18 protein-coding genes, 1 tRNA gene and 1 other RNA gene are annotated in these 17,565 nt (G+C 65.3%); 6 read left to right on the forward strand and 14 right to left on the reverse strand.

Going from position 1 to position 17,565, the window contains the following annotated elements:
• Positions 1-3: 3 nt before the first annotated feature.
• The 5 genes from DY926_RS16255 to queA are packed head-to-tail and all read right to left on the reverse strand — an operon-like array spanning position 4 to position 4,439.
• Complete coding sequence (locus DY926_RS16255; RefSeq protein ID WP_116704296.1) at positions 4-819, reverse strand: TerB family tellurite resistance protein; 816 nt, start codon at positions 817-819, stop codon at positions 4-6.
• 26 nt (positions 820-845) lie between these two features.
• Positions 846-1,145 (reverse strand): ribbon-helix-helix domain-containing protein, encoded by a 300-nt coding sequence (locus DY926_RS16260; RefSeq protein WP_116704297.1) that lies wholly within the window; start codon positions 1,143-1,145, stop codon positions 846-848.
• The gene (gene queG / locus DY926_RS16265) at positions 1,142-2,224 is read right to left on the reverse strand and encodes a tRNA epoxyqueuosine(34) reductase QueG (protein WP_186336207.1); all 1,083 of its coding nucleotides are present in this window, start codon (positions 2,222-2,224) and stop codon (positions 1,142-1,144) included. The genes DY926_RS16260 and queG overlap by 4 nt, the downstream gene beginning before the upstream one ends.
• On the reverse strand, positions 2,224-3,384 hold the full coding sequence (gene tgt, locus DY926_RS16270) for a tRNA guanosine(34) transglycosylase Tgt (protein WP_116704298.1): 1,161 nt from the start codon (positions 3,382-3,384) through the stop codon (positions 2,224-2,226). Before tgt ends, queG begins: the two co-directional genes overlap by 1 nt.
• A complete protein-coding gene (queA, locus tag DY926_RS16275; protein WP_116704299.1) occupies positions 3,381-4,439 on the reverse strand; it encodes a tRNA preQ1(34) S-adenosylmethionine ribosyltransferase-isomerase QueA in 1,059 nt (352 codons plus the stop codon). Before queA ends, tgt begins: the two co-directional genes overlap by 4 nt.
• Before the next feature lie 179 nt (positions 4,440-4,618).
• On the opposite strand from queA, the gene DY926_RS16280 reads away from it, so the two are divergent.
• Complete coding sequence (locus tag DY926_RS16280; protein WP_116704300.1) at positions 4,619-4,846, forward strand: hypothetical protein; 228 nt, start codon at positions 4,619-4,621, stop codon at positions 4,844-4,846.
• 30 nt (positions 4,847-4,876) lie between these two features.
• Positions 4,877-5,371, forward strand: a complete 495-nt coding sequence (locus DY926_RS16285; RefSeq protein ID WP_116704301.1) for a kinase inhibitor — start codon at positions 4,877-4,879, stop codon at positions 5,369-5,371.
• A gap of 120 nt (positions 5,372-5,491) precedes the next feature.
• On the opposite strand, the gene DY926_RS16290 is transcribed toward DY926_RS16285, so the two are convergent.
• From DY926_RS16290 to ssrA, 4 genes are all read right to left on the reverse strand, one after another.
• Positions 5,492-5,884, reverse strand: a complete 393-nt coding sequence (locus DY926_RS16290) for a VOC family protein (protein ID WP_116704302.1) — start codon at positions 5,882-5,884, stop codon at positions 5,492-5,494.
• A 64-nt stretch (positions 5,885-5,948) separates the two neighbouring features.
• The gene (locus DY926_RS16295) at positions 5,949-7,601 is read right to left on the reverse strand and encodes a fumarate hydratase (protein WP_116704303.1); all 1,653 of its coding nucleotides are present in this window, start codon (positions 7,599-7,601) and stop codon (positions 5,949-5,951) included.
• Positions 7,602-7,704: 103 nt separating this feature from the next.
• Positions 7,705-8,292, reverse strand: coding sequence for an SspB family protein (locus tag DY926_RS16300; protein ID WP_116704304.1), 588 nt, complete (start codon positions 8,290-8,292; stop codon positions 7,705-7,707).
• Positions 8,293-8,507: 215 nt separating this feature from the next.
• Positions 8,508-8,829, reverse strand: a transfer-messenger RNA (tmRNA) gene (gene ssrA, locus DY926_RS16305).
• Between the two features lie 161 nt (positions 8,830-8,990).
• Here ssrA and thyX point away from each other — a divergent pair.
• From thyX to DY926_RS16320, 3 genes are all read left to right on the forward strand, one after another.
• Positions 8,991-9,941, forward strand: a complete 951-nt coding sequence (gene thyX / locus DY926_RS16310) for an FAD-dependent thymidylate synthase (protein WP_116704305.1) — start codon at positions 8,991-8,993, stop codon at positions 9,939-9,941.
• Between the two features lie 421 nt (positions 9,942-10,362).
• Positions 10,363-11,100: an MlaA family lipoprotein gene (locus DY926_RS16315; protein WP_116704306.1), complete on the forward strand. Its 738-nt coding sequence runs from the start codon at positions 10,363-10,365 to the stop codon at positions 11,098-11,100.
• Between the two features lie 22 nt (positions 11,101-11,122).
• The gene (locus DY926_RS16320; protein WP_116704307.1) at positions 11,123-11,740 is read left to right on the forward strand and encodes an MlaC/ttg2D family ABC transporter substrate-binding protein; all 618 of its coding nucleotides are present in this window, start codon (positions 11,123-11,125) and stop codon (positions 11,738-11,740) included.
• Positions 11,741-11,920: 180 nt separating this feature from the next.
• On the opposite strand, the gene DY926_RS16325 is transcribed toward DY926_RS16320, so the two are convergent.
• From DY926_RS16325 to DY926_RS16335, 3 genes are all read right to left on the reverse strand, one after another.
• The gene (locus DY926_RS16325; protein ID WP_116704308.1) at positions 11,921-12,451 is read right to left on the reverse strand and encodes a GNAT family N-acetyltransferase; all 531 of its coding nucleotides are present in this window, start codon (positions 12,449-12,451) and stop codon (positions 11,921-11,923) included.
• Positions 12,452-12,524: 73 nt separating this feature from the next.
• The gene (gene ettA / locus DY926_RS16330) at positions 12,525-14,204 is read right to left on the reverse strand and encodes an energy-dependent translational throttle protein EttA (RefSeq protein WP_116704309.1); all 1,680 of its coding nucleotides are present in this window, start codon (positions 14,202-14,204) and stop codon (positions 12,525-12,527) included.
• Positions 14,205-14,306: 102 nt separating this feature from the next.
• Positions 14,307-14,380: transfer RNA gene (locus DY926_RS16335), tRNA-Ile, on the reverse strand.
• Between the two features lie 257 nt (positions 14,381-14,637).
• Here DY926_RS16335 and ppa point away from each other — a divergent pair.
• Positions 14,638-15,165, forward strand: a complete 528-nt coding sequence (gene ppa, locus DY926_RS16340; protein WP_116704310.1) for an inorganic diphosphatase — start codon at positions 14,638-14,640, stop codon at positions 15,163-15,165.
• Positions 15,166-15,206: 41 nt separating this feature from the next.
• Here ppa and DY926_RS16345 read toward each other — a convergent pair whose 3' ends face one another.
• Together DY926_RS16345 and DY926_RS16350 are read right to left on the reverse strand one after the other, a co-directional pair.
• Positions 15,207-16,460: a glycosyltransferase gene (locus tag DY926_RS16345; RefSeq protein ID WP_116704311.1), complete on the reverse strand. Its 1,254-nt coding sequence runs from the start codon at positions 16,458-16,460 to the stop codon at positions 15,207-15,209.
• A gap of 22 nt (positions 16,461-16,482) precedes the next feature.
• Positions 16,483-17,526 (reverse strand): hypothetical protein, encoded by a 1,044-nt coding sequence (locus DY926_RS16350; protein ID WP_116704312.1) that lies wholly within the window; start codon positions 17,524-17,526, stop codon positions 16,483-16,485.
• Positions 17,527-17,565 lie beyond the last annotated feature (39 nt).

Below are 17,565 nucleotides of genomic sequence, written 5' to 3' on the forward strand. Positions count from 1 at the left end.
GGGTCAGAGCCTGCGGTCGCGCTTGATCCGGTCCCACGCCGCATTGATGCGGGCGATGCGGGCGGCGCCGCGCGCCTGTTCGGCGGCGGAGGCCCCGCGCGCGGTCATGATGTCGGGGTGGTGTTCGCGCACGAGGCGGCGCCAGACAACGCGCACTTCCTCATCACTCGCATCGCGTGACACGCCCAGCACGGCATAGGCATCCACCTCGCTCACGCCGGGGCGTGCGCCACCATCGCGCGCGCGATCCCATGCGCCGGGGCTGAGGCCAAACGCCTTGTGCACGCCGCGCAGGAAGGATTCCTCCCGCGCATTGATCTCCCCATCCGCTCGGGCGATCACGAACAGCGAGGCCAGAGCCTCCTCCAGCATGCCGGTGCGCCCCGCGAACGCGCGGCCCAGTTCTGTGGCGAAGGCGCGGTAGTCATCCGTGCGCTGGCGGGCGCTGTCGAACAGGCGGCCCACTTCCTTCATGTTTTCGGGCGGAAGGTGGAAGCGGCGCTTGAAGGCGTCGATCTCGGCGCGGTTCACCGGGCCGTCGCACTTCGCCATCTTGGCGGACAGGATGATGATGACCAGCCCGTACATCTGGTCGCGCTTGCCCATGACGGCCGCCATCTTGGCCGCGATGAAGGTGGCCGCGCCATTGGGGTCCGCGTTCAGCCGCGGGCCCCAGCGGTCGGTCCAGCCGCCCACCGGCGTTTCCAGCAGGGAACCGTTATCCGCCGCGTGGCCCAGCGCGGTGCCTACGACCGCCCCCATGGGGCCGCCGACCGCGAACCCCGCAACGCCACCAAAAATCTTGCCCCATATCGCCATGCCCGCAGGCTAGCACGGATACCGGCTCAACCCAACTGATCTTCCCTGTTCCCATCAGGCATTTGCGGTATTGCTGGCATCCATTCGCGCAATGCCTCCACCCTCAGGGCGGACGCCAGCGGGCGGTCCGGCGGGCGGGCGGCGTCGATCCGCCCGACCAGCGCCACCAGCGTCAGCCCGCGCTTATGCGCGATCAGGTCCAGCGCGCGCCAGAACTCCGGCTCCAGCGCCACGCTGGTGCGGTGACCCGACAGGTTGAGACTACGCTTGCGCAAGGGCCGTGCCCCACGCTGGGCGGGCAGTGGCAGGATGTCGTGGCCGTTCATGCGGGCAGCCTGTCCACCGCCCACCGTGCGGCATCCGCCACCACGGGATCAGCATCCGCGCACAGGGCTGCCACCGCCGGGCGCAGTTCGGCGCGCGCACTGTTGCCCACGGCCACCGCCACGTTGCGCACGAAACGCCCCCGCCCGATCCGCTTGATGGGCGAGCCGGAAAACCGGGCGCGGAAGCCCGCGTCATCCAGCGCCGCCAGTTCAGCCAGTGCGGGCGCGCGCAGGTCATCACGCGCGGCAAGCTTCATGTGGTGCGTGGCCGTGGCGAAGCGGTTCCACGGGCATACGGCCAGGCAGTCGTCACAGCCATAGATGCGGTTGCCCATGGCGGGCCGCAGTTCCACGGGAATGGGATCGCGGTTCTCGATCGTGAGATAGGAAATGCACCGCCGCGCATCCATGATTCCGGGGGCGGGAAACGCCCCGGTGGGGCAGGCGTCAAGGCAGCGGGTGCAGCTTCCGCACCCCCCGCCCGAGGGCGCGGACTGCGGCAGGTCCAGCGTGGTATAGACCTCGCCCAGAAACAGCCAGCTCCCGTGCTGGCGTGAGACAAGGCTGGTATGCTTGCCCTGCCAGCCCAGACCTGCCTGCTGCGCCAGCGGCTTTTCCATGACCGGGGCGGTATCGACAAACACCTTTACCTCCGGCTGGTCCACGCCCTGCCGCCGCCCTTCATTGACCACGAACTGGGCCAGGTGCTTGAGCATGCCCTTGACCACATCGTGATAATCCCGGTTACGGGCGTAAACCGAAATATTGCCCGCATCGGGCTGGCGGGTGGTGGCCAGTGCATCGCCTTCGGGCGCGTAGGTTACGCCAAGGGCGATCACGCTGCGCACCTCGGGCCACAGGCCGCGCGGGTCACCACGCTGTTCCATGCGCTGCGCCATCCAGCCCATGCCACCCGCAAAGCCGTTATCGACAAAGGCGGCAAGGCGGGCGCGCACCGTGTCATCCAGTCGCGCCGGGGCAAAGCCCACGGCATCAAAGCCCAGCGCCCGCGCATGGCCCGCTATCACCGCGGCCAGCCGCGCGCCGTCAGCCGGGGGCGATGCGCGCACGCCCCCCATCAGGCAACCGGCGGAATATCGGGAAAGGGCATTTCGTCACCGCTCCAGTCATCCATTGCCCATTGCGCGCGCAGGTGGCTGGCATGGGCCGTGAACGACCCGTCCACAATCGCCGCGCGCATCCCGCGCATGAGGCGCTGGTAATAGGCAAGGTTATGCCATGTCAGCAGCATGGGACCGAGGATTTCGTTCGTGCGGAACAGGTGGTGCAGATAGGCGCGGCTGTGGCGCGTGCAGGCCAGGCAGTCGCAATGCGGGGAGATGGGCCGCGAATCCTTGGCATGGCGCGCATTGCGCATGTTGAGCGTGCCACGCTCGGTATAGGCGCGCGCCGTGCGCCCCGCCCGCGTGGGCATGACACAGTCGAACATATCGACCCCGCGCTCCACCCCGCCCAGCAGGTCATCGGGCGTGCCGACACCCATGAGGTAGCGCGGGCTGGAATCAGGGATCAGCGGCGTGGTCACGTCGAGGGTTGAGAACATGAGTTCCTGCCCCTCCCCCACCGCAAGGCCGCCGATGGCATAACCCTCGAACCCGATCCCGGTCAGTGCCTTAACACTTTCGGCGCGCAGTTCCGGCTCGGTACCGCCCTGTATGATGCCGTACTGCGCATAGCCGGGGCGCTGGACAAAGGCGTCACGGCACCGCTCGGCCCAGCGCATGGACATGCGCATGGATTTCTGGATCACCTCCGGCGGGGCAGGCAGGGCGGGACATTCGTCAAAACACATGCTGATGGTCGCATCGAGCGCATGCTGGATATCGGTCGAGCGTTCAGGCGTCAGCCGGTGCTTGGAACCGTCGATATGTGAACTGAAGGTCACGCCATCCTGGTCGAGCTTGCGCAGCGGGCCGAGCGACATGACCTGGAACCCGCCCGAATCCGTCAGGATCGGGCCGGGCCAGTCCATGAAGCGGTGCAGCCCGCCCAGCTCACGCACCCGTTCGGCACCCGGACGGAGCATGAGGTGATAGGTATTGCCCAGCACGATACCCGCACCCGTGGCGCGCACGCTGTCCATGGTCATGGCCTTGACCGTGCCCACCGTGCCCACGGGCATGAAGGTGGGGGTCGGCACGCTGCCATGGGCGGTATCGAGCCAGCCGGCACGGGCATGGCCCGCGCGCGCTTCGGCACGCCAGCGGAAAGAGGTCATGGCAGGTCTCCCTCGGCGCGATGCAGCAGGCAGGCATCGCCATAGGAATAGAAACGGTAGCCGCTGGCGATGGCGTGGGCGTAGGCCGCCTTCATGCGGTGGTAGCCGCCAAAGGCGCAGACCAGCATGAACAGCGTCGAGCGCGGCAGGTGGAAATTGGTCAGCAGCATGTCCACCGCCCGGAAACGGTAGCCGGGCCGGATGAAGATGGCGGTCTCGCCATGGAAGGGATGCACCCGGCCTTCCTCATCCGTCGCGCTTTCCAGCAGCCGCAGCGAGGTGGTGCCCACCGCCACCACGCGCCCGCCCGCCGCGCGCGCGGCGTTGATGCGTTCCGCCGCGTGGGGGGAAATCGTGCCGCGTTCGGCATGCATCTGGTGGGCGGAAATCTGTTCGCTGCGCATGGGCAGGAACGTGCCCGCCCCCACGTGCAGTGTCAGGGTCTGGCGGATCACCCCTGCATGGTCGAGTGCGGCCAGCAGGTCGGGCGTAAAGTGCAGCCCCGCCGTGGGGGCCGCCACCGCCCCGCGATGCTGGGCGAAGATGGTGCTGTAATCCTTACGGTCCTGTTCCGTCGGGCCATCGGGGCGGGCGATGTAGGGCGGCAGCGCCAGACGGCCCGCATCATGCAGGAACTGGTCAAAGGCCGCGCCCCCGGCGCTGAAACGCAGGGTCACGTCCCCCGCATCCCCCCGGCTGGTGACCTCGGCCGTGACCGGCGTGTGCGCGAAGGTCAGCGTATCGCCCACGCGCAGGCGGCGGGCGTTGCGGGCCAGGGCGTGCCATGTGCCATCGGGCAGGATGCGGTCCAGCGTGATGCCGATCTTCGCCGCCCCGCGCATGGCCGTGAACTGCGCCGGGATCACCGCCGTATCATTGGCCACCAGAATGTCACCCGCGCGCAGGCAGCCCGGCAGGTCGCGCACATGGCGGTCCATGAACGGGCCTTCCGCCGGTACATCCAGCAGGCGCGCGCTGTCGCGCGGGCGGGCCGGGTGGTCGGCGATCCGTTCGGGGGGGAGCGTGAAATCGAAATCAGAAACCAGATCCGTCATGCGGCTCCTTTACGGAATCCGAACGGCTCTTGCCAGCCCGAACTCTCACCTTTCCCCGCCACGCCCACAGGCATTGGCCGCCATGCAGGGGGATATTGGACAGAAGCGGCGGGGGAAGCCAGAATACGGCAGCGATTCCCGCAGGGGAATTTTCATCCCACAGCCAAGGAAGAAACCACATGTCCTATGCCGCACTTGATGCCGTACGCATTACCAAGGCCTGCAAGACGGCCCTGCATGTTCTGGAAGCGGTTGAGGAACAGGACCGCAACGAAGTCCACCAGCGCAAGACGCTCATGATCCAGCGGATCGAGGCGCTGGCCCGCGCCGCCGCCGAAAGCAAGAATGGCGACCAGTCCATTACCCTGACATCGGAAGAATTCTGGCTGATCAGCCAGAACTGGTAAACCGCCCCACGCGGAAAACAGGAAACCGATATGACCTTTACACTGACAAGCCGTTCCTTTCGCGATGGCGACCGCCTGCCTGAAGCGCAGGTATTCGAGGGGATGGGCTATTCCGGCGGCAACATCTCCCCCCCGCTGGCGTGGCAGGACCCGCCCGAGGGCACCAAGAGCTTCGCCATCACGATGTACGACCCCGATGCGCCGACCGGCTCGGGCTGGTGGCACTGGGTGGTGATCAACATTCCCGCCACCGTGTCCTCCCTGCCCGCCGGGGCCGGGTCGGGCGACAACAGCCTGCCCGAACCCGCCGAGATGACCCGCACCGACTTTGGCGGGAATGTCTATGGCGGCGCCGCCCCCCCGCCGGGGCCGGAGCATCACTACATCTTCACCATCCATGCGCTTGATATCGAGCGGATCGAGCTGCCCAGCGATGCTTCGGGTGCCATGGTGGGGTTCGTCATCAACCAGCACAGCCTTGGCTCCGCCACGCTGACGGCCGTGTACGGCAAGAAGCCGAAATAACCCGGCCCTGAAACGAAAACGCCACCCGCCCCGGTCATGGGGCGGATGGCGCAGGGAACATGGTGCGGCTTTTTTCCGGAAGCTTCAGATAACGCCGCCCTGGTGAAAATGGGCGGCGTCCTAGCCCTGATAGGACGCGATCTCGATCAGGTTGCCATCAGGGTCCTGGCAGTAAACCGACGTGACCGGCCCCAGCGCGCCAAGGCGGGCCACCGGCCCCTCGGTCACCTGCACGCCACATTTTTCAAGGTGTTCAACCACATCACCACTGCTGACGGCGGTGATGAAGCACAGGTCGTTCGTGCCGGGCAGCGCGTCTTCCGCCGTGACCCACCCTTCCGCGCCGTGGGGGCGGAGGTTGATTTTCTGGCCGCCGAATTTCAGCGCCGTGCGGTTGTTGCGCCCGTATTCCTCACGCTCCATGCCCAGCACACGCTGGAACCACGAGGCCGAGACCTCAAGGTCACGCACACTCACCACAAGATGGTCAAGACGATCGACGGTAAAACGCATGGCGCTCACAAACCTCCGGTGTGTCCGGCCCGATGGATGGGCCGGACGGACCCGGGGGTCACGTTCAGCCGGTCAGGCCTTCGTAAAAATCATTACCCTTGTCGTCGATCACGATAAAGGCGGGGAAATTCTCGACCTCAATCTTCCATACCGCTTCCATACCAAGCTCGGGGTATTCCAGCACCTCGACCTTGCGGATGCAATCCTGCGCAAGCCGGGCGGCCGGGCCACCGACGGAGCCGAGGTAGAAGCCGCCATATTCCTTGCACGCCTCCCGCACCGCGCGTGAACGGTTGCCCTTGGCCAGCATGACGTAGGAACCGCCCGCCTTCTGCAGCATGGCGACATAGCTGTCCATCCGGCCCGCCGTGGTCGGCCCGAAGGAGCCGGTGGGCATGCCCTCGGGCGTCTTGGCCGGGCCTGCGTAATAGACGGGATGGTCCTTGAGGTACTGGGGCAGTCCCTCGCCCTTTTCCAGCCGCTCGCGGAACTTGGCATGCGCGATGTCACGTGCCACGACCATCGTGCCGGTCAGTGAAAGCCGCGTGCGCACCGGATACTGCGACAGCTTGCGCCGGATCTCGTCCATCGGCTGGTTCAGGTCGATCTGGACCGCCTCGCCTTCCAGGTCGTTATCGGTGGTTTCGGGCAGGAAGCGCGCCGGATCGGTCTCGAGCTGTTCCAGAAAAACGCCATCGGCGGTGATGCGCGCCTTGACCTGCCGGTCTGCCGAGCAGGAAACCCCGATGCCAACCGGCAGCGACGCCCCATGGCGCGGCAGGCGCACCACGCGCACGTCGTGGCAGAAATACTTGCCGCCAAACTGCGCGCCAATGCCCATGTGCTGGGTCAGGCGGTGGATTTCCTTCTCCATCTCCAGGTCACGGAAGGCATGGCCCAGCGGGCTGCCTTCGGTGGGCAGGCTGTCAAGCCAGTGGGTGGAGGCGAGCTTGACCGTTTCCAGGTTCTGCTCGGCCGACATGCCGCCGATCACGACCGCAAGGTGGTATGGCGGGCAGGCCGAGGTGCCCAGCGTGCGGATCTTGCCATCCAGCCATTTCAGCAGGTTTTCCTTGCTGGACAGCAGGGCGCGGGTTTCCTGGAACAGGAAGGTCTTGTTGGCCGACCCGCCGCCCTTGGCGATGAACATGAGGTCCATCTGCTCGGCATGGTAGTCGCCCGGCGTGGCGGAGATGTGGAACTGCACCGGCAGGTTGGTGCCGGTGTTCACCTCCTCGAACATGGAGACCGGGGCCATCTGCGAATAGCGCAACGAGGTGCCGGTATAGGTCTCGTACACCCCGCGTGAGAAGGCTTCCTCCTCATTGCCGTCCACCCATACGCGCTGGCCCTTCTTGCCATAGACGATGGCCGTGCCGGTATCCTGGCACATCGGCAGCACGCCACCCGCGGCGATACAGGCGTTCTTGAGCAGGTCCATCGCCACGAAGCGGTCGTTTTCCGAGGCTTCGGGGTCCTTGAGGATGCTGGCAAGCTGCGCCAGATGCGCCGGGCGCAGCAGGTGCGCCACATCATTAAAGGCGCGCGCGGCCAGCGCGGTCAGGGCCTCGGGGCGGACATGGACCACCGTGCGCCCGGCCAGGACCGAGGTTGTAATCCCCTCGATCTCCAGCTTTTTCCACGGGGTAGAGTCATCATGCAACGGAAAGAGCGGGCCATAGACAAATGGCTTGCGCGTGGGTGCGGATACATTCAACGGACGGTCTCCTGCCTTTTCTCCCCCGGATTGGTTCCGGGTGGCGGCGTTCAGGTATCAAGGCGCGCCCGGCGCATCCGGGCCACCGGATGGGAAATGTGGCTCAGCCCGGCCCCCCCGGCCCACGCTTGCGGAAGGCGGCGAGACTGACAACCTGCGAACCCTCACCCTTCTGCCCGTCGCCATCCGCGCGGGAATCCTCGCCATCAGGCGCGCTGGCCGTGGCTTCGGTCTCGGGTATCTGCACCGGCACCACGTTTTCCGTCGCGGCGGCCACGGGGGGCTGCTCGGGCACGGTAAAGCTCAGGGCCAGGCGGATATGCGGGTCGGCAAAGGCGGAGATGGCCGCCACGGGAATGACCAGGGTGGACGGAATCCCCCCGAACGACAGCCCGACCGATATGACGCCATGCACGTGATCCACCTTCAGGCCCCAGAACTGGTGCTGCAGGACGATGGTGATCTCACGCGGGTACTGGGCGCGCAGGTGTTCGGGCATTTCCACGCCCGGCCAGTCGGTCCGGAATGTCAGGTAGAAATGATGATCGCCCGGCAGGCCATGTTCAGCGGCATGATCCAGCGCGCGCAGCATGACCTGGCGGTATGCATCCTGAATCCAGGAATCATAGGGCATGAGGCTGTCGGGGAGGGCGGTGTCAAAACCGTTTTCCTCGTCATGATCATCGGACATTTCGGACTTCTCCGTAAGATCCGCCCGGGCGCATGCGACCGGACCGGATTTTTGCAGACATGCGGGTTCAGGCCACGCCGTGCCACACGAGCAAGCTGTGCGTCAAACCCGCCCCCATGGCAAGCCACAGGCACGGCGCATTTCTTCACGAAGCGGATAGCGGGCCATCATTGCCCGCCCGCCCCTGCAATGACGGATACACGAACGAATTCCAAAGTGGGAGGGCTTCTGTTGCCCGGTGCCCTCCCGAACCGCGCTTATCGCTTATGCAGCGACAGCGAGCACCTCAGAGTTATCGTTGGCACTTGTGATTTAGCCCGATAACGGTGGTACAATGCCGGGCAAAAGGCGGGTCTTTACCATGCGTGTCGAGCCTGTTTCGTCCCCGTATTCCCCAAGGGGGGAAAATGGTGGAGACGCCGGGTACCGCCCCCGGGTCCACAACACTTATTCCACGCGCCGTTTATCGCCATAGCCAAGGGGCAAGCCCCTCCGGCACTACCGAACATAGGGAGCGCCGGGGCATCTGGCAAGGGGCGTGGAAGCGTCTGGTCCGCCCCCGCCATCTGTGGCAGAAGGACAGGGCGGCGGACGGCGCGCATGGGGTGGATCGGGTGCGCCGGGCAGGCTGTCCGCGCCCTCCCCCACTGTTGCACCGCCCCTGCACATGCAGGCATTGATACAGGACGGTAGGACACATGTTTTCCAGTGAGCAGAAATCGGCAATCGAGGCCGCCCGCGCCGGTTGGGCGCAGACACGCCGCCTTGTCGTACCGGCAGTGGAAGACGTGCTGTATTCCCCCATTCCCGTGCTAGAGACCGGCTTCGTGCGCGCGGTCGATTATATGGGCGGTGACAGCGGCATCGTGCAGGGGGCACGTGTCTCCTACGGCAAGGGCACGCGCAGCACGTCCGATGACCGGGGGCTGATCCGCTACCTCATGCGCCACCGCCACACCAGCCCGTTCGAGCTGGCGGTGCTGAAGCTGCACGTGCGCGCGCCCATTTTCGTCACCCGCCAGTGGTTCCGCCACCGCACCGCCAGCATCAACGAATACTCGGCCCGCTATTCGGTGCTGGAAAAGGAATTCTACTTCCCCCGCCCCGAGGACATCGCCGCCCAGTCCACCAGCAACAAGCAGGGCCGCGCCGACAGCCTGCCGCCCGAACAGGCGCAGCAGGTGCTCGACATCCTGCGTGATGACGCCTCGCGCTGCTACGACCATTACATGGACCTGCTGAACGAGGACGAAAACGGCCAGACCCGCGACCCCTCCCGCCCGGCCGTAGCGCGTGAGCTGGCGCGCATGAACCTGCCGGTCAACATCATGACGCAGTTCTACTGGCAGATTAACCTGTGGAACCTGCTGCACTTCCTGCGCCTGCGCGCCGACAGCCACGCCCAGTACGAAATCCGCGCCTATGCCGAGGCCATCCTCCAGATCGTGGAGAAATGGGCGCCGCTGACATTCGAGGCCTTTACCGATTACATGCGCGACGCGGTGCTGCTGTCCGGCCCGGCGCTGCGCGCGCTGCGCGCGGCCATGGGCGGCCAGCAGGTGGATGCGGCAGCACTGGGCCTGTCCAAGCGCGAGATCCGCGAACTGGCCGGGATGTTCCCCGAAATCGCGCCACGGCTTGTGCCCTGAACCCGCGCGGAACATTCAACAAACCGTGATACCCCGGCCGCCACGCGGAAATCATACGCGGGCGGCTGTGGATTTTACGTCACACTCCACGCGGCAATTCCGCCCGCGCCCGGCTGGCCACCACCCGCCCGGCGGCGGATTTGCGCCCATGTGCGCCACGCAATGCAGGCACAATATATGTCCCGCAGGTGGCTAGCGGATTGCACAACAGCAATCCCATGCTAGAGAGTGACGCAGAAAAGGGCGTTATCGCCCCGTTCAGGATTCTTGCATACGCATTGGGCCAGCCTGCCGTGCCAGCACGGCAGATGAAGCGAAGACAGAGGAAGCGGAAACGAGCATGCGCGCAGAGACAGGATCGAATTCTTGGTCGTCCCGCCCGTTCCCGTCCCTGCGCCGACCGGCGCTTCGCGTGCTGGGTATGGCGCTTGGCCTGCTCGGGCTTGCCGCCTGCGCCGCCCCGCCCCCGACCGACCCCGACGCGCTGGCTGAATACAAGGAAGCCAACGACAAGTACGAGAAGCTCAACCGCAAGGGCTTCGACCTGACCATGTGGGCCAACAAATACACCCTGCGCCCGGTGGCCAAGGCATATATCTGGGCCGTGCCGCGCCCGCTGCGCAACTCGTTCGGCAGCCTGTACCAGACCATGAACGAACCGGTCGTGTTCTTTAACGACGTGGGCGCGGGCAAGCCCCGCCGCGCGGGTGACGCCTTCGTGCGCTGGTGCATCAACATGACGGCGGGCATCGGCGGGCTGATCGACGTGGCGAACTATGCCGGTTACACGCATCATGACAACGATGCGGGGCTGACACTGGCCACATGGGGCGTACCGTCAGGGCCGTACCTGTTCCTGCCGGTGCTGGGCCCCTCCTCCTTCCGTGATGGTCTGGGTTATGGCATCGATGTCGGGCTTTCCCCGTGGAACTACGTGCCGCGTGGCTACGGGCTGCTGACCTTCAACTGGGCCTATAACATCATGGGCACCATCAACGGCATGGCCACCAATGTCGATGCGCTGGACCAGGTCATGAAGGATTCGCTTGATCCCTACGCCACCATCCGCAGCGCCTACCAGCAGCAGCGCAAGGCAATGGCGGAGGCCATCAAGAACGACCACCGGGCCACCGTGCCTGACTGGTACTCCAACAGATAACCCGCAAAAAAGGGACATAGCGATGCAGACACCCTTCCCCCGTCGCCACGCACTGGCCCTGCTGGCAACATGCGCTGCCGCCCTGCCTGCTGCCCCGGCGTGGGCGGTTGATGCCCTGGCGCAGTCCCGTTCCTTTGTCAGCATGTTCGGCAACAAGCTGGTCAACATCGTCAACAGTGACCTGCCGCTGGAAAAGAAGAAGCAGGACATCCTGCCCCTGCTCAACCAGTATGTTGATGTGGACGCCATCGCGCGCTTCTGCCTTGGGCGCTACTGGCGCATCGCCACGCCCGAGCAGCAGACCCGCTACCTCAAGCTGTTCCATGACGTGCTGGTCAACGCCATTACCGACAAGATCGGGGACTATCGTGGCGTGACCTTCGTGGTCGGCACCAGCGCGCCGTCAGGTGATGACACGGCGGTTTCCACCGTCATCAACCGCCCCGGCCAGCCCGGCGCGGATACGCAGTGGATCATCAGCACCGCCAGCGGCAGCCCCAAGGTTGTGGACGTTGTGGGCGAAGGCGCCAGCCTGCGTCTGACACAGCGGCAGGACTACGGCTCCTTCATCGCCCGCAATGGCGGCAATGTGGACGCGCTGCTGCGCGCCCTCGACAAGCAGATCGCCAACCATCACTGATCGGGCACGCCCGCGCCATCATTATGGCGCGGGTATCCCTGCGGTCATTAATGGCGGATGCCAGCGCCTGATAAATGAGTCCTGAAAGTTTCCGGGTGCCACTTTTTTTCAAAAAAGCGGCGTTTCCTGAAGCTGTTTGAAAAAAGCTTCACCAAAACTTCTTCCGGTTTTCGCACGGCCCTAATGCAGGCGTGGGTTTTCCCCTGCGGGGCGCACGCTCTGGTAGAGCAGGATATCCGGCCCACAGGAATCGGGCTGGCTGTCACACACGCTCATACCCGCGCTGCCAAGCACCCGGCGGCCGACAATATCGTTTTCCCGCACATAGGAAATGGCCCGCCTGACCCCACCCTCATGCGCAAAGGCCAGCGCCATGCTGGTGGCCTGACAGGACAGTCCGGTTTGGTGTTCATGCGGAAAAATGGCGAAATGCAGTTCGTGACAGTCGGGCGACATGGTGGAAGGCTGCACACCCGCCAGCCCGATGAACCGCCCCTGATGGCGCACGGTGAACATGCCCACACCCTCACGCCCCCATGTCATGAGGTCGGTCATCATGTCGCGCTCACTCAGGATACGGTTGCATACCCCGCCTGCCAGCCGCCCCGTGACCGTGGCGCTGGACTTGAGGCGGACGACATCCTCCAGATCCCCCCACGAAACCGGGTCAAGCTGTAATCGGCCTGTCTGTATGCGGCATCTGCCACCCATGGCTGCCTCCGTCACGGCAGGGATTGCGACCTGCGGTTATTGAGGCAGATAACGGGCCGGGTGGCAAATGGAATCAGCGTTCGATAGGGCGGTACTTGATCCGGCTCGGCTCGGTCGCATCGGGACCGAGGCGGCGGCGCTTGTCTTCCTCATAAGCCTGGAAGTTGCCCTCGAACCATTCCACGTGGCTGTCCCCCTCAAAGGCGAGGATATGCGTTGCCAGACGGTCAAGGAACCAGCGGTCATGGCTGATGATGACCGCGCAGCCCGCGAATTCCGCCAGCGCGTCTTCCAGCGCGCGCAGGGTATCGACGTCAAGGTCATTGGTCGGTTCGTCAAGCAGGATGACATTGCTTTCGCGCCGCAGCATCTTGGCCAGATGCACGCGGTTGCGCTCACCACCCGACAGCACGCCCACCTTCTTCTGCTGGTCGGCCCCCTTGAAGTTGAAGGCCCCCACATAGGCACGCGACGGCACCGCACGCTTGCCAAGGTAGATGACATCGGTCCCGCCGGAGATTTCCTCCCACACGGTCTTGTTGTCATCCAGGCTGAAGCGTGACTGGTCCACGTAACCCAGCTTGACCGTCTCACCAATGGTCAGCGACCCGCTATCGGGCGTTTCCTGCCCCATGATCATCTTGAACAGGGTGGACTTGCCCGCGCCGTTCGGCCCGATCACGCCCACAATGCCGCCGGGCGGCAGCTTGAAGCTCAGGTCATCGATCAGCAGGCGGTTGCCGAAGCCCTTGCGCAGGTCTTCCGCCTCGATCACGGTGCTGCCAAGGCGCGGGCCGGGCGGAATGACGATATCGGCCACGCCATTGGCCTTCTCGTTATTCTGGGCCAGCATTTCCTCATACCGGGCGATACGGGACTTGCTCTTGGCCTGACGTGCCTTGGGGGAGGAGCCGATCCATTCCTGCTCCGCCGCAAGGGCGCGCTGGCGGGCGCTTTCCTCTTTCTCTTCCTGCGCAAGGCGCTTGCGCTTCTGCGTCAGCCACGAGGAGTAGTTGCCCTCGAACGGGTAGCCACGGCCGCGCTCAAGCTCGAGAATCCAGTTGGTGACGTTGTCGAGGAAGTAACGGTCATGGGTAATGACCATCACCGTGCCCTCATAGTCACGCAGGGTCTTTTCCAGCCACGACACGCTCTCGGCATCAAGGTGGTTGGTCGGTTCGTCAAGCAGCAGCAGGTCGGGCTTTTCCAGCAGCAGGCGGCACAGGGCCACGCGGCGGCGCTCACCACCGGAGAGCTTGTCCACCGGGCTGTCAGCCGGCGGGCAGCGCAGGGCCTCAAGCGCGATTTCAAGCTTGCGGTCCAGTTCCCAGCCGTCGCCCGCGTCGATCACTTCCTGCAGTTCGGCCTGTTCGGCCAGCAGGGTGTTCATTTCGTCATCGCTCATGGGTTCGGCGAACTTCATCGAAATCTCGTTGAAGCGGTCCACGGCCTTTTTCAGCTCGCCAAAGCCCAGCGCCACGTTCTCGCCAACCGTCAGGCTTTCATCCAGCTTGGGTTCCTGCTCCAGGTAACCCACGCGCGCGCCCTCGGCGGCCCATGCCTCGCCACCGAATTCCTTTTCCACGCCCGCCATGATCTTGAGCAGCGTGGACTTACCGGCGCCGTTGACACCCAGCACGCCAATCTTGACGCCGGGCAGGAAGGACAGGGTAATCCCCTTGAAGACTTCACGCCCACCCGGATACGCCTTGGTCAGGTCCTTCATCACATAGACATATTGTGTGGCGGCCATGACGGTCGGCTCCTGATAACTGAATGATAAAGTGGCAGATTACGCGCATGGCCCGCATGGGCGCGCGGCGCGGCGGACCATGATGCCGCAAGCTAGAAAGCCTGCGCCCGGCAGGACTTGAACCCGCAACCAAGCCGTTATGAGCGGCCCGCTCTAACCAATTGAGCTACGGGCGCGCAGGCAGCCCCTGATCTCGCGCATGTGGAGGGATTTGGCAAGGTCCATGCACACTTTTCCATGCATTTTTTACACCCCCGCCGCACCGGTGCGGCATGGGGCGGCGTTCCCGCCCGGGCGCATCGGGGCGGGCGCGGACCAGAACATGACTTGCGCACAAATCGGTGCGGGCTATACGGTCACCCCGTCAGATCACGCCGGGGCGGCTGCGCCACGGCACGTAATGAAAAAGACAGGCGGCAGGAGGCCTGACATAATGGACGTATCGAAGATTTCACCCGGCAAGGATGTACCCAACGACATCAATGTCGTGATCGAGATTCCGCAGGGTTCCGGCGTCAAATACGAAATCGACAAGGACAGCGGCGCCGTGGTGGTGGACCGCATCCTGTTCACGCCCATGGTCTATCCGGCCGCCTATGGCTTCATTCCCAACACGCTGGCCGCTGATGGCGACCCGACCGACGCGCTGGTGCTGATGCCCGCCGCCGTGGTGCCGGGCTGCGTGGTGCGCGCGCGCCCCATCGGCATGCTGAAGATGGAAGACGAGAGCGGGCAGGACGAAAAGATCATCTGCGTCCCGCACGACAAGGTGCATCCCTATTATTCCAAGGTGGAAAAGCTCGAGGACCTGCCCGAGATCGTGCTGAAGGAGATCGAGCACTTCTTCACCCGCTACAAGGACCTGGAAAAGGGCAAGTGGGTCAAGGTTTCCGGCTGGGCCGACAAGAAGGCCGCCGGTGAGGCGATCCTTGAATCCGTCAAGGCCGTAGCGGCCAAATAAAGCCTGTGCACACCCGCCGGGCACGACGCGTGCCCCGGCGGTCAGGCCACCTCTGACAGGGCGGGGCGGCCACCGCAGGCGACAAGCTGGCCGATCAGCGAATGATAGCGCGCCATGTAGGTGCGCATGTCCAGCTCCTGCTCCGCCTGCGCGCGCACCTGCATGCGCAGGCGGCGGGCCAGACGACGGTCCTCCAGCAGTTCCAGCACCCCATCGGCAATGCGCCGGGGTTCAAGGAAGGGCACCAGCCGCGCGGTGCGGCCGTCGTGCACGAATTCCTCCACCGGCGGGGTCCGGCTTCCCACAATGGCGCAGCCGCAGGCCATGGCTTCGCGCAGGGACCATGACACCACGAACGGGTAGGTCAGGTACACATGGGCATCCGAGCGCTGGAGCAGGCGGCGGAAACTGCCATGGTCCACCCTGCCCGCAAAATGCACCCGCGACAGGTCCAGCCTGTCCCCCAGTTCCGCCAGCATGTGCTGCCGCCATGTGCCCCCACCGGGCGCGCGACCGCCATAACTGACCCCATCCCCCCCCACCATGATGACCCGCGTATCCGCCCGCGTGCCCAGAATGTGGGGCAACGCGCGCATGAAGACATGGAAGCCCCGATAGGGTTCGAGATCACGCGCCACATAGGTCACCAGTTTTTCACCCGGCCGGACATGGATGTCCCCCATGGTGAAGGGCTGCATACGGGCCTGCGGGGCGGGGGCGCATTTTTCCAGATCCACGCCTTCGGGCAGCAGGGTCAGGCGGCCACGCGCCCATTCGGGATAGGTCGCGCGCTGGAAATGGGTGGGCGTATGCCCCCAGCCCGGCCCGGCAAGGGCCAGCAGGTTCAGGCTGTTACGCGCGCGGACAAGGGGGGCCACGTCGGGCTGGGGCGCAAATTCGGGGTCGAACCCGACATCGAGGCCGGTGGGGTGATAGAAGAATTCATAATATCCCAGCATCGGCACATCAGGGTACACATCCCCCAGTTCCAGCATCTCGCCCCAGCCATGGTGGCCTATGATGATGTCGGGCACATAGCCCAGCCCGCGCAATGTGCGCGCCGCGCGGGCCACCTCCGCCGCGCGCTGCATGCCGCGTGCCAGTTCCCCCACGGGGGCCGGGGCATCGACCCGGGCGGCTGGTGGCAGGCGGTAACAGACCCGCCGCACGCCGGGCATCTGCATGCGGCCCGTCTCGCTTATGAAAACAATCTCGTTACCGCCCTGCCTGTGCAGGTCTCGCAGCAGGTGCACGAACTGGGCCGGAAAATTCTGGTGCACGAACAGGTATTTCATAAGCCCCTCCCCTCGCCCCGGTTCATGGTTTCGCAGGGCCGGACGCCCGGCCGTGGCGCACGGGCGCGGCTGTTACGTCACGGGCCGGCCTGCGCCGCCACCATGGCGCCCGATCTTCGGTCGTGACCTGTGTGGCCCTGTCGCCTGGCGCGACCGCGCGGGCAGGAACGGGCCGCCGCATGCGCCGCACCCGTGCCACCGGCGGGGCGGGTTCTGCCGCGTTTTCCACCATATCCACGGGGGGCTGTGGCTGTTCGACCGGACGGGGCAGGATCTGGATGCGGAAGGCCTCAAGCGGGGCGAGGCCGGGGGCCATGACGGGGCCATCCCCCACCGGGCCAAGGCGGGTGCCATCGGTAAAACTGGCCTCGACATGGCATTGAAACGCCTTTGCCGCCGCCCCCTTCAGCCGCACGCGCAGCCCCAGCACCGGCAGCGCCATGCCCCGGCTGCCGCAATATTCTCCGCCCTCAACCCATGGCGAGAACCAGTCCTGACCCAGTATGGCCTGATATTCCAGATCGCACGCGGCAACCCCGGCTGAGGGCTGGATGGAAAATCCCTCCACCCACTGGCCGCTACCACATGTGCCCATCCACTCCCCCAGTGCGGCCCTTACGTCGCCCCGGCGCTGGATATGGGCGACCATGCCGCCTTCCTCCGCCTGCCTGACCACGGGATCATTCCCCTGCGGCGCGGATGCGGGCATCTGCGCGGGCAGACCGGGGCCGGACAGCCGCACCACCTGCACCCCTGGCAGGTCGGTGCTTTCCGTCCCGTCACGATAGGTGGTGACCAGCACCGCGCCGCCATGGGCGGGCACCCGCACCAGCGCCGCCCCGCCCTGCGCGCCAATCCAGCCATCCGCGTCAAATGTGCTGACCCGCACATCCGCCACGCCCGGCGGGGGAGTGATCCGCATGCCCGATACACGACCGGGGGGCATGGCCACCTGCGCTGCTGCGTGGAAGATGCAGTACGTGCCAGCTTCCAGCCGGACAAGCCGGGCGCTGGCCTGTAGCGCACCCGCTGGCCCGGCGGGGGCGACATCGGGCTGGATTTCCATGATCAGCCCTCCCCCTGACGGAAGGGGGACGGCCTGCGC

Source organism: Komagataeibacter melaceti (assembly GCF_003403295.1).
Lineage (GTDB): Bacteria > Pseudomonadota > Alphaproteobacteria > Acetobacterales > Acetobacteraceae > Komagataeibacter > Komagataeibacter melaceti.

Coding starts and splice junctions, on each gene's coding strand:
- DY926_RS16290 (WP_116704302.1), bottom strand. CDS start 5,884: ATGCGTTTTACCGTCGATCGTCTTGACCATCTTGTGGTGAGTGTGCGT.
- DY926_RS16350 (WP_116704312.1), bottom strand. CDS start 17,526: ATGGAAATCCAGCCCGATGTCGCCCCCGCCGGGCCAGCGGGTGCGCTA.
- DY926_RS16300 (WP_116704304.1), bottom strand. CDS start 8,292: ATGTCCGATGATCATGACGAGGAAAACGGTTTTGACACCGCCCTCCCC.
- DY926_RS16285 (WP_116704301.1), top strand. CDS start 4,877: ATGACCTTTACACTGACAAGCCGTTCCTTTCGCGATGGCGACCGCCTG.
- DY926_RS16260 (WP_116704297.1), bottom strand. CDS start 1,145: ATGAACGGCCACGACATCCTGCCACTGCCCGCCCAGCGTGGGGCACGG.
- DY926_RS16320 (WP_116704307.1), top strand. CDS start 11,123: ATGCAGACACCCTTCCCCCGTCGCCACGCACTGGCCCTGCTGGCAACA.
- tgt (WP_116704298.1), bottom strand. CDS start 3,384: ATGACCTCTTTCCGCTGGCGTGCCGAAGCGCGCGCGGGCCATGCCCGT.
- queG (WP_186336207.1), bottom strand. CDS start 2,224: ATGGGGGGCGTGCGCGCATCGCCCCCGGCTGACGGCGCGCGGCTGGCC.
- DY926_RS16315 (WP_116704306.1), top strand. CDS start 10,363: ATGGCGCTTGGCCTGCTCGGGCTTGCCGCCTGCGCCGCCCCGCCCCCG.
- ppa (WP_116704310.1), top strand. CDS start 14,638: ATGGACGTATCGAAGATTTCACCCGGCAAGGATGTACCCAACGACATC.
- DY926_RS16325 (WP_116704308.1), bottom strand. CDS start 12,451: ATGGGTGGCAGATGCCGCATACAGACAGGCCGATTACAGCTTGACCCG.
- DY926_RS16280 (WP_116704300.1), top strand. CDS start 4,619: ATGTCCTATGCCGCACTTGATGCCGTACGCATTACCAAGGCCTGCAAG.
- queA (WP_116704299.1), bottom strand. CDS start 4,439: ATGACGGATCTGGTTTCTGATTTCGATTTCACGCTCCCCCCCGAACGG.
- ettA (WP_116704309.1), bottom strand. CDS start 14,204: ATGGCCGCCACACAATATGTCTATGTGATGAAGGACCTGACCAAGGCG.
- DY926_RS16345 (WP_116704311.1), bottom strand. CDS start 16,460: ATGAAATACCTGTTCGTGCACCAGAATTTTCCGGCCCAGTTCGTGCAC.
- thyX (WP_116704305.1), top strand. CDS start 8,991: ATGTTTTCCAGTGAGCAGAAATCGGCAATCGAGGCCGCCCGCGCCGGT.
- DY926_RS16255 (WP_116704296.1), bottom strand. CDS start 819: ATGGCGATATGGGGCAAGATTTTTGGTGGCGTTGCGGGGTTCGCGGTC.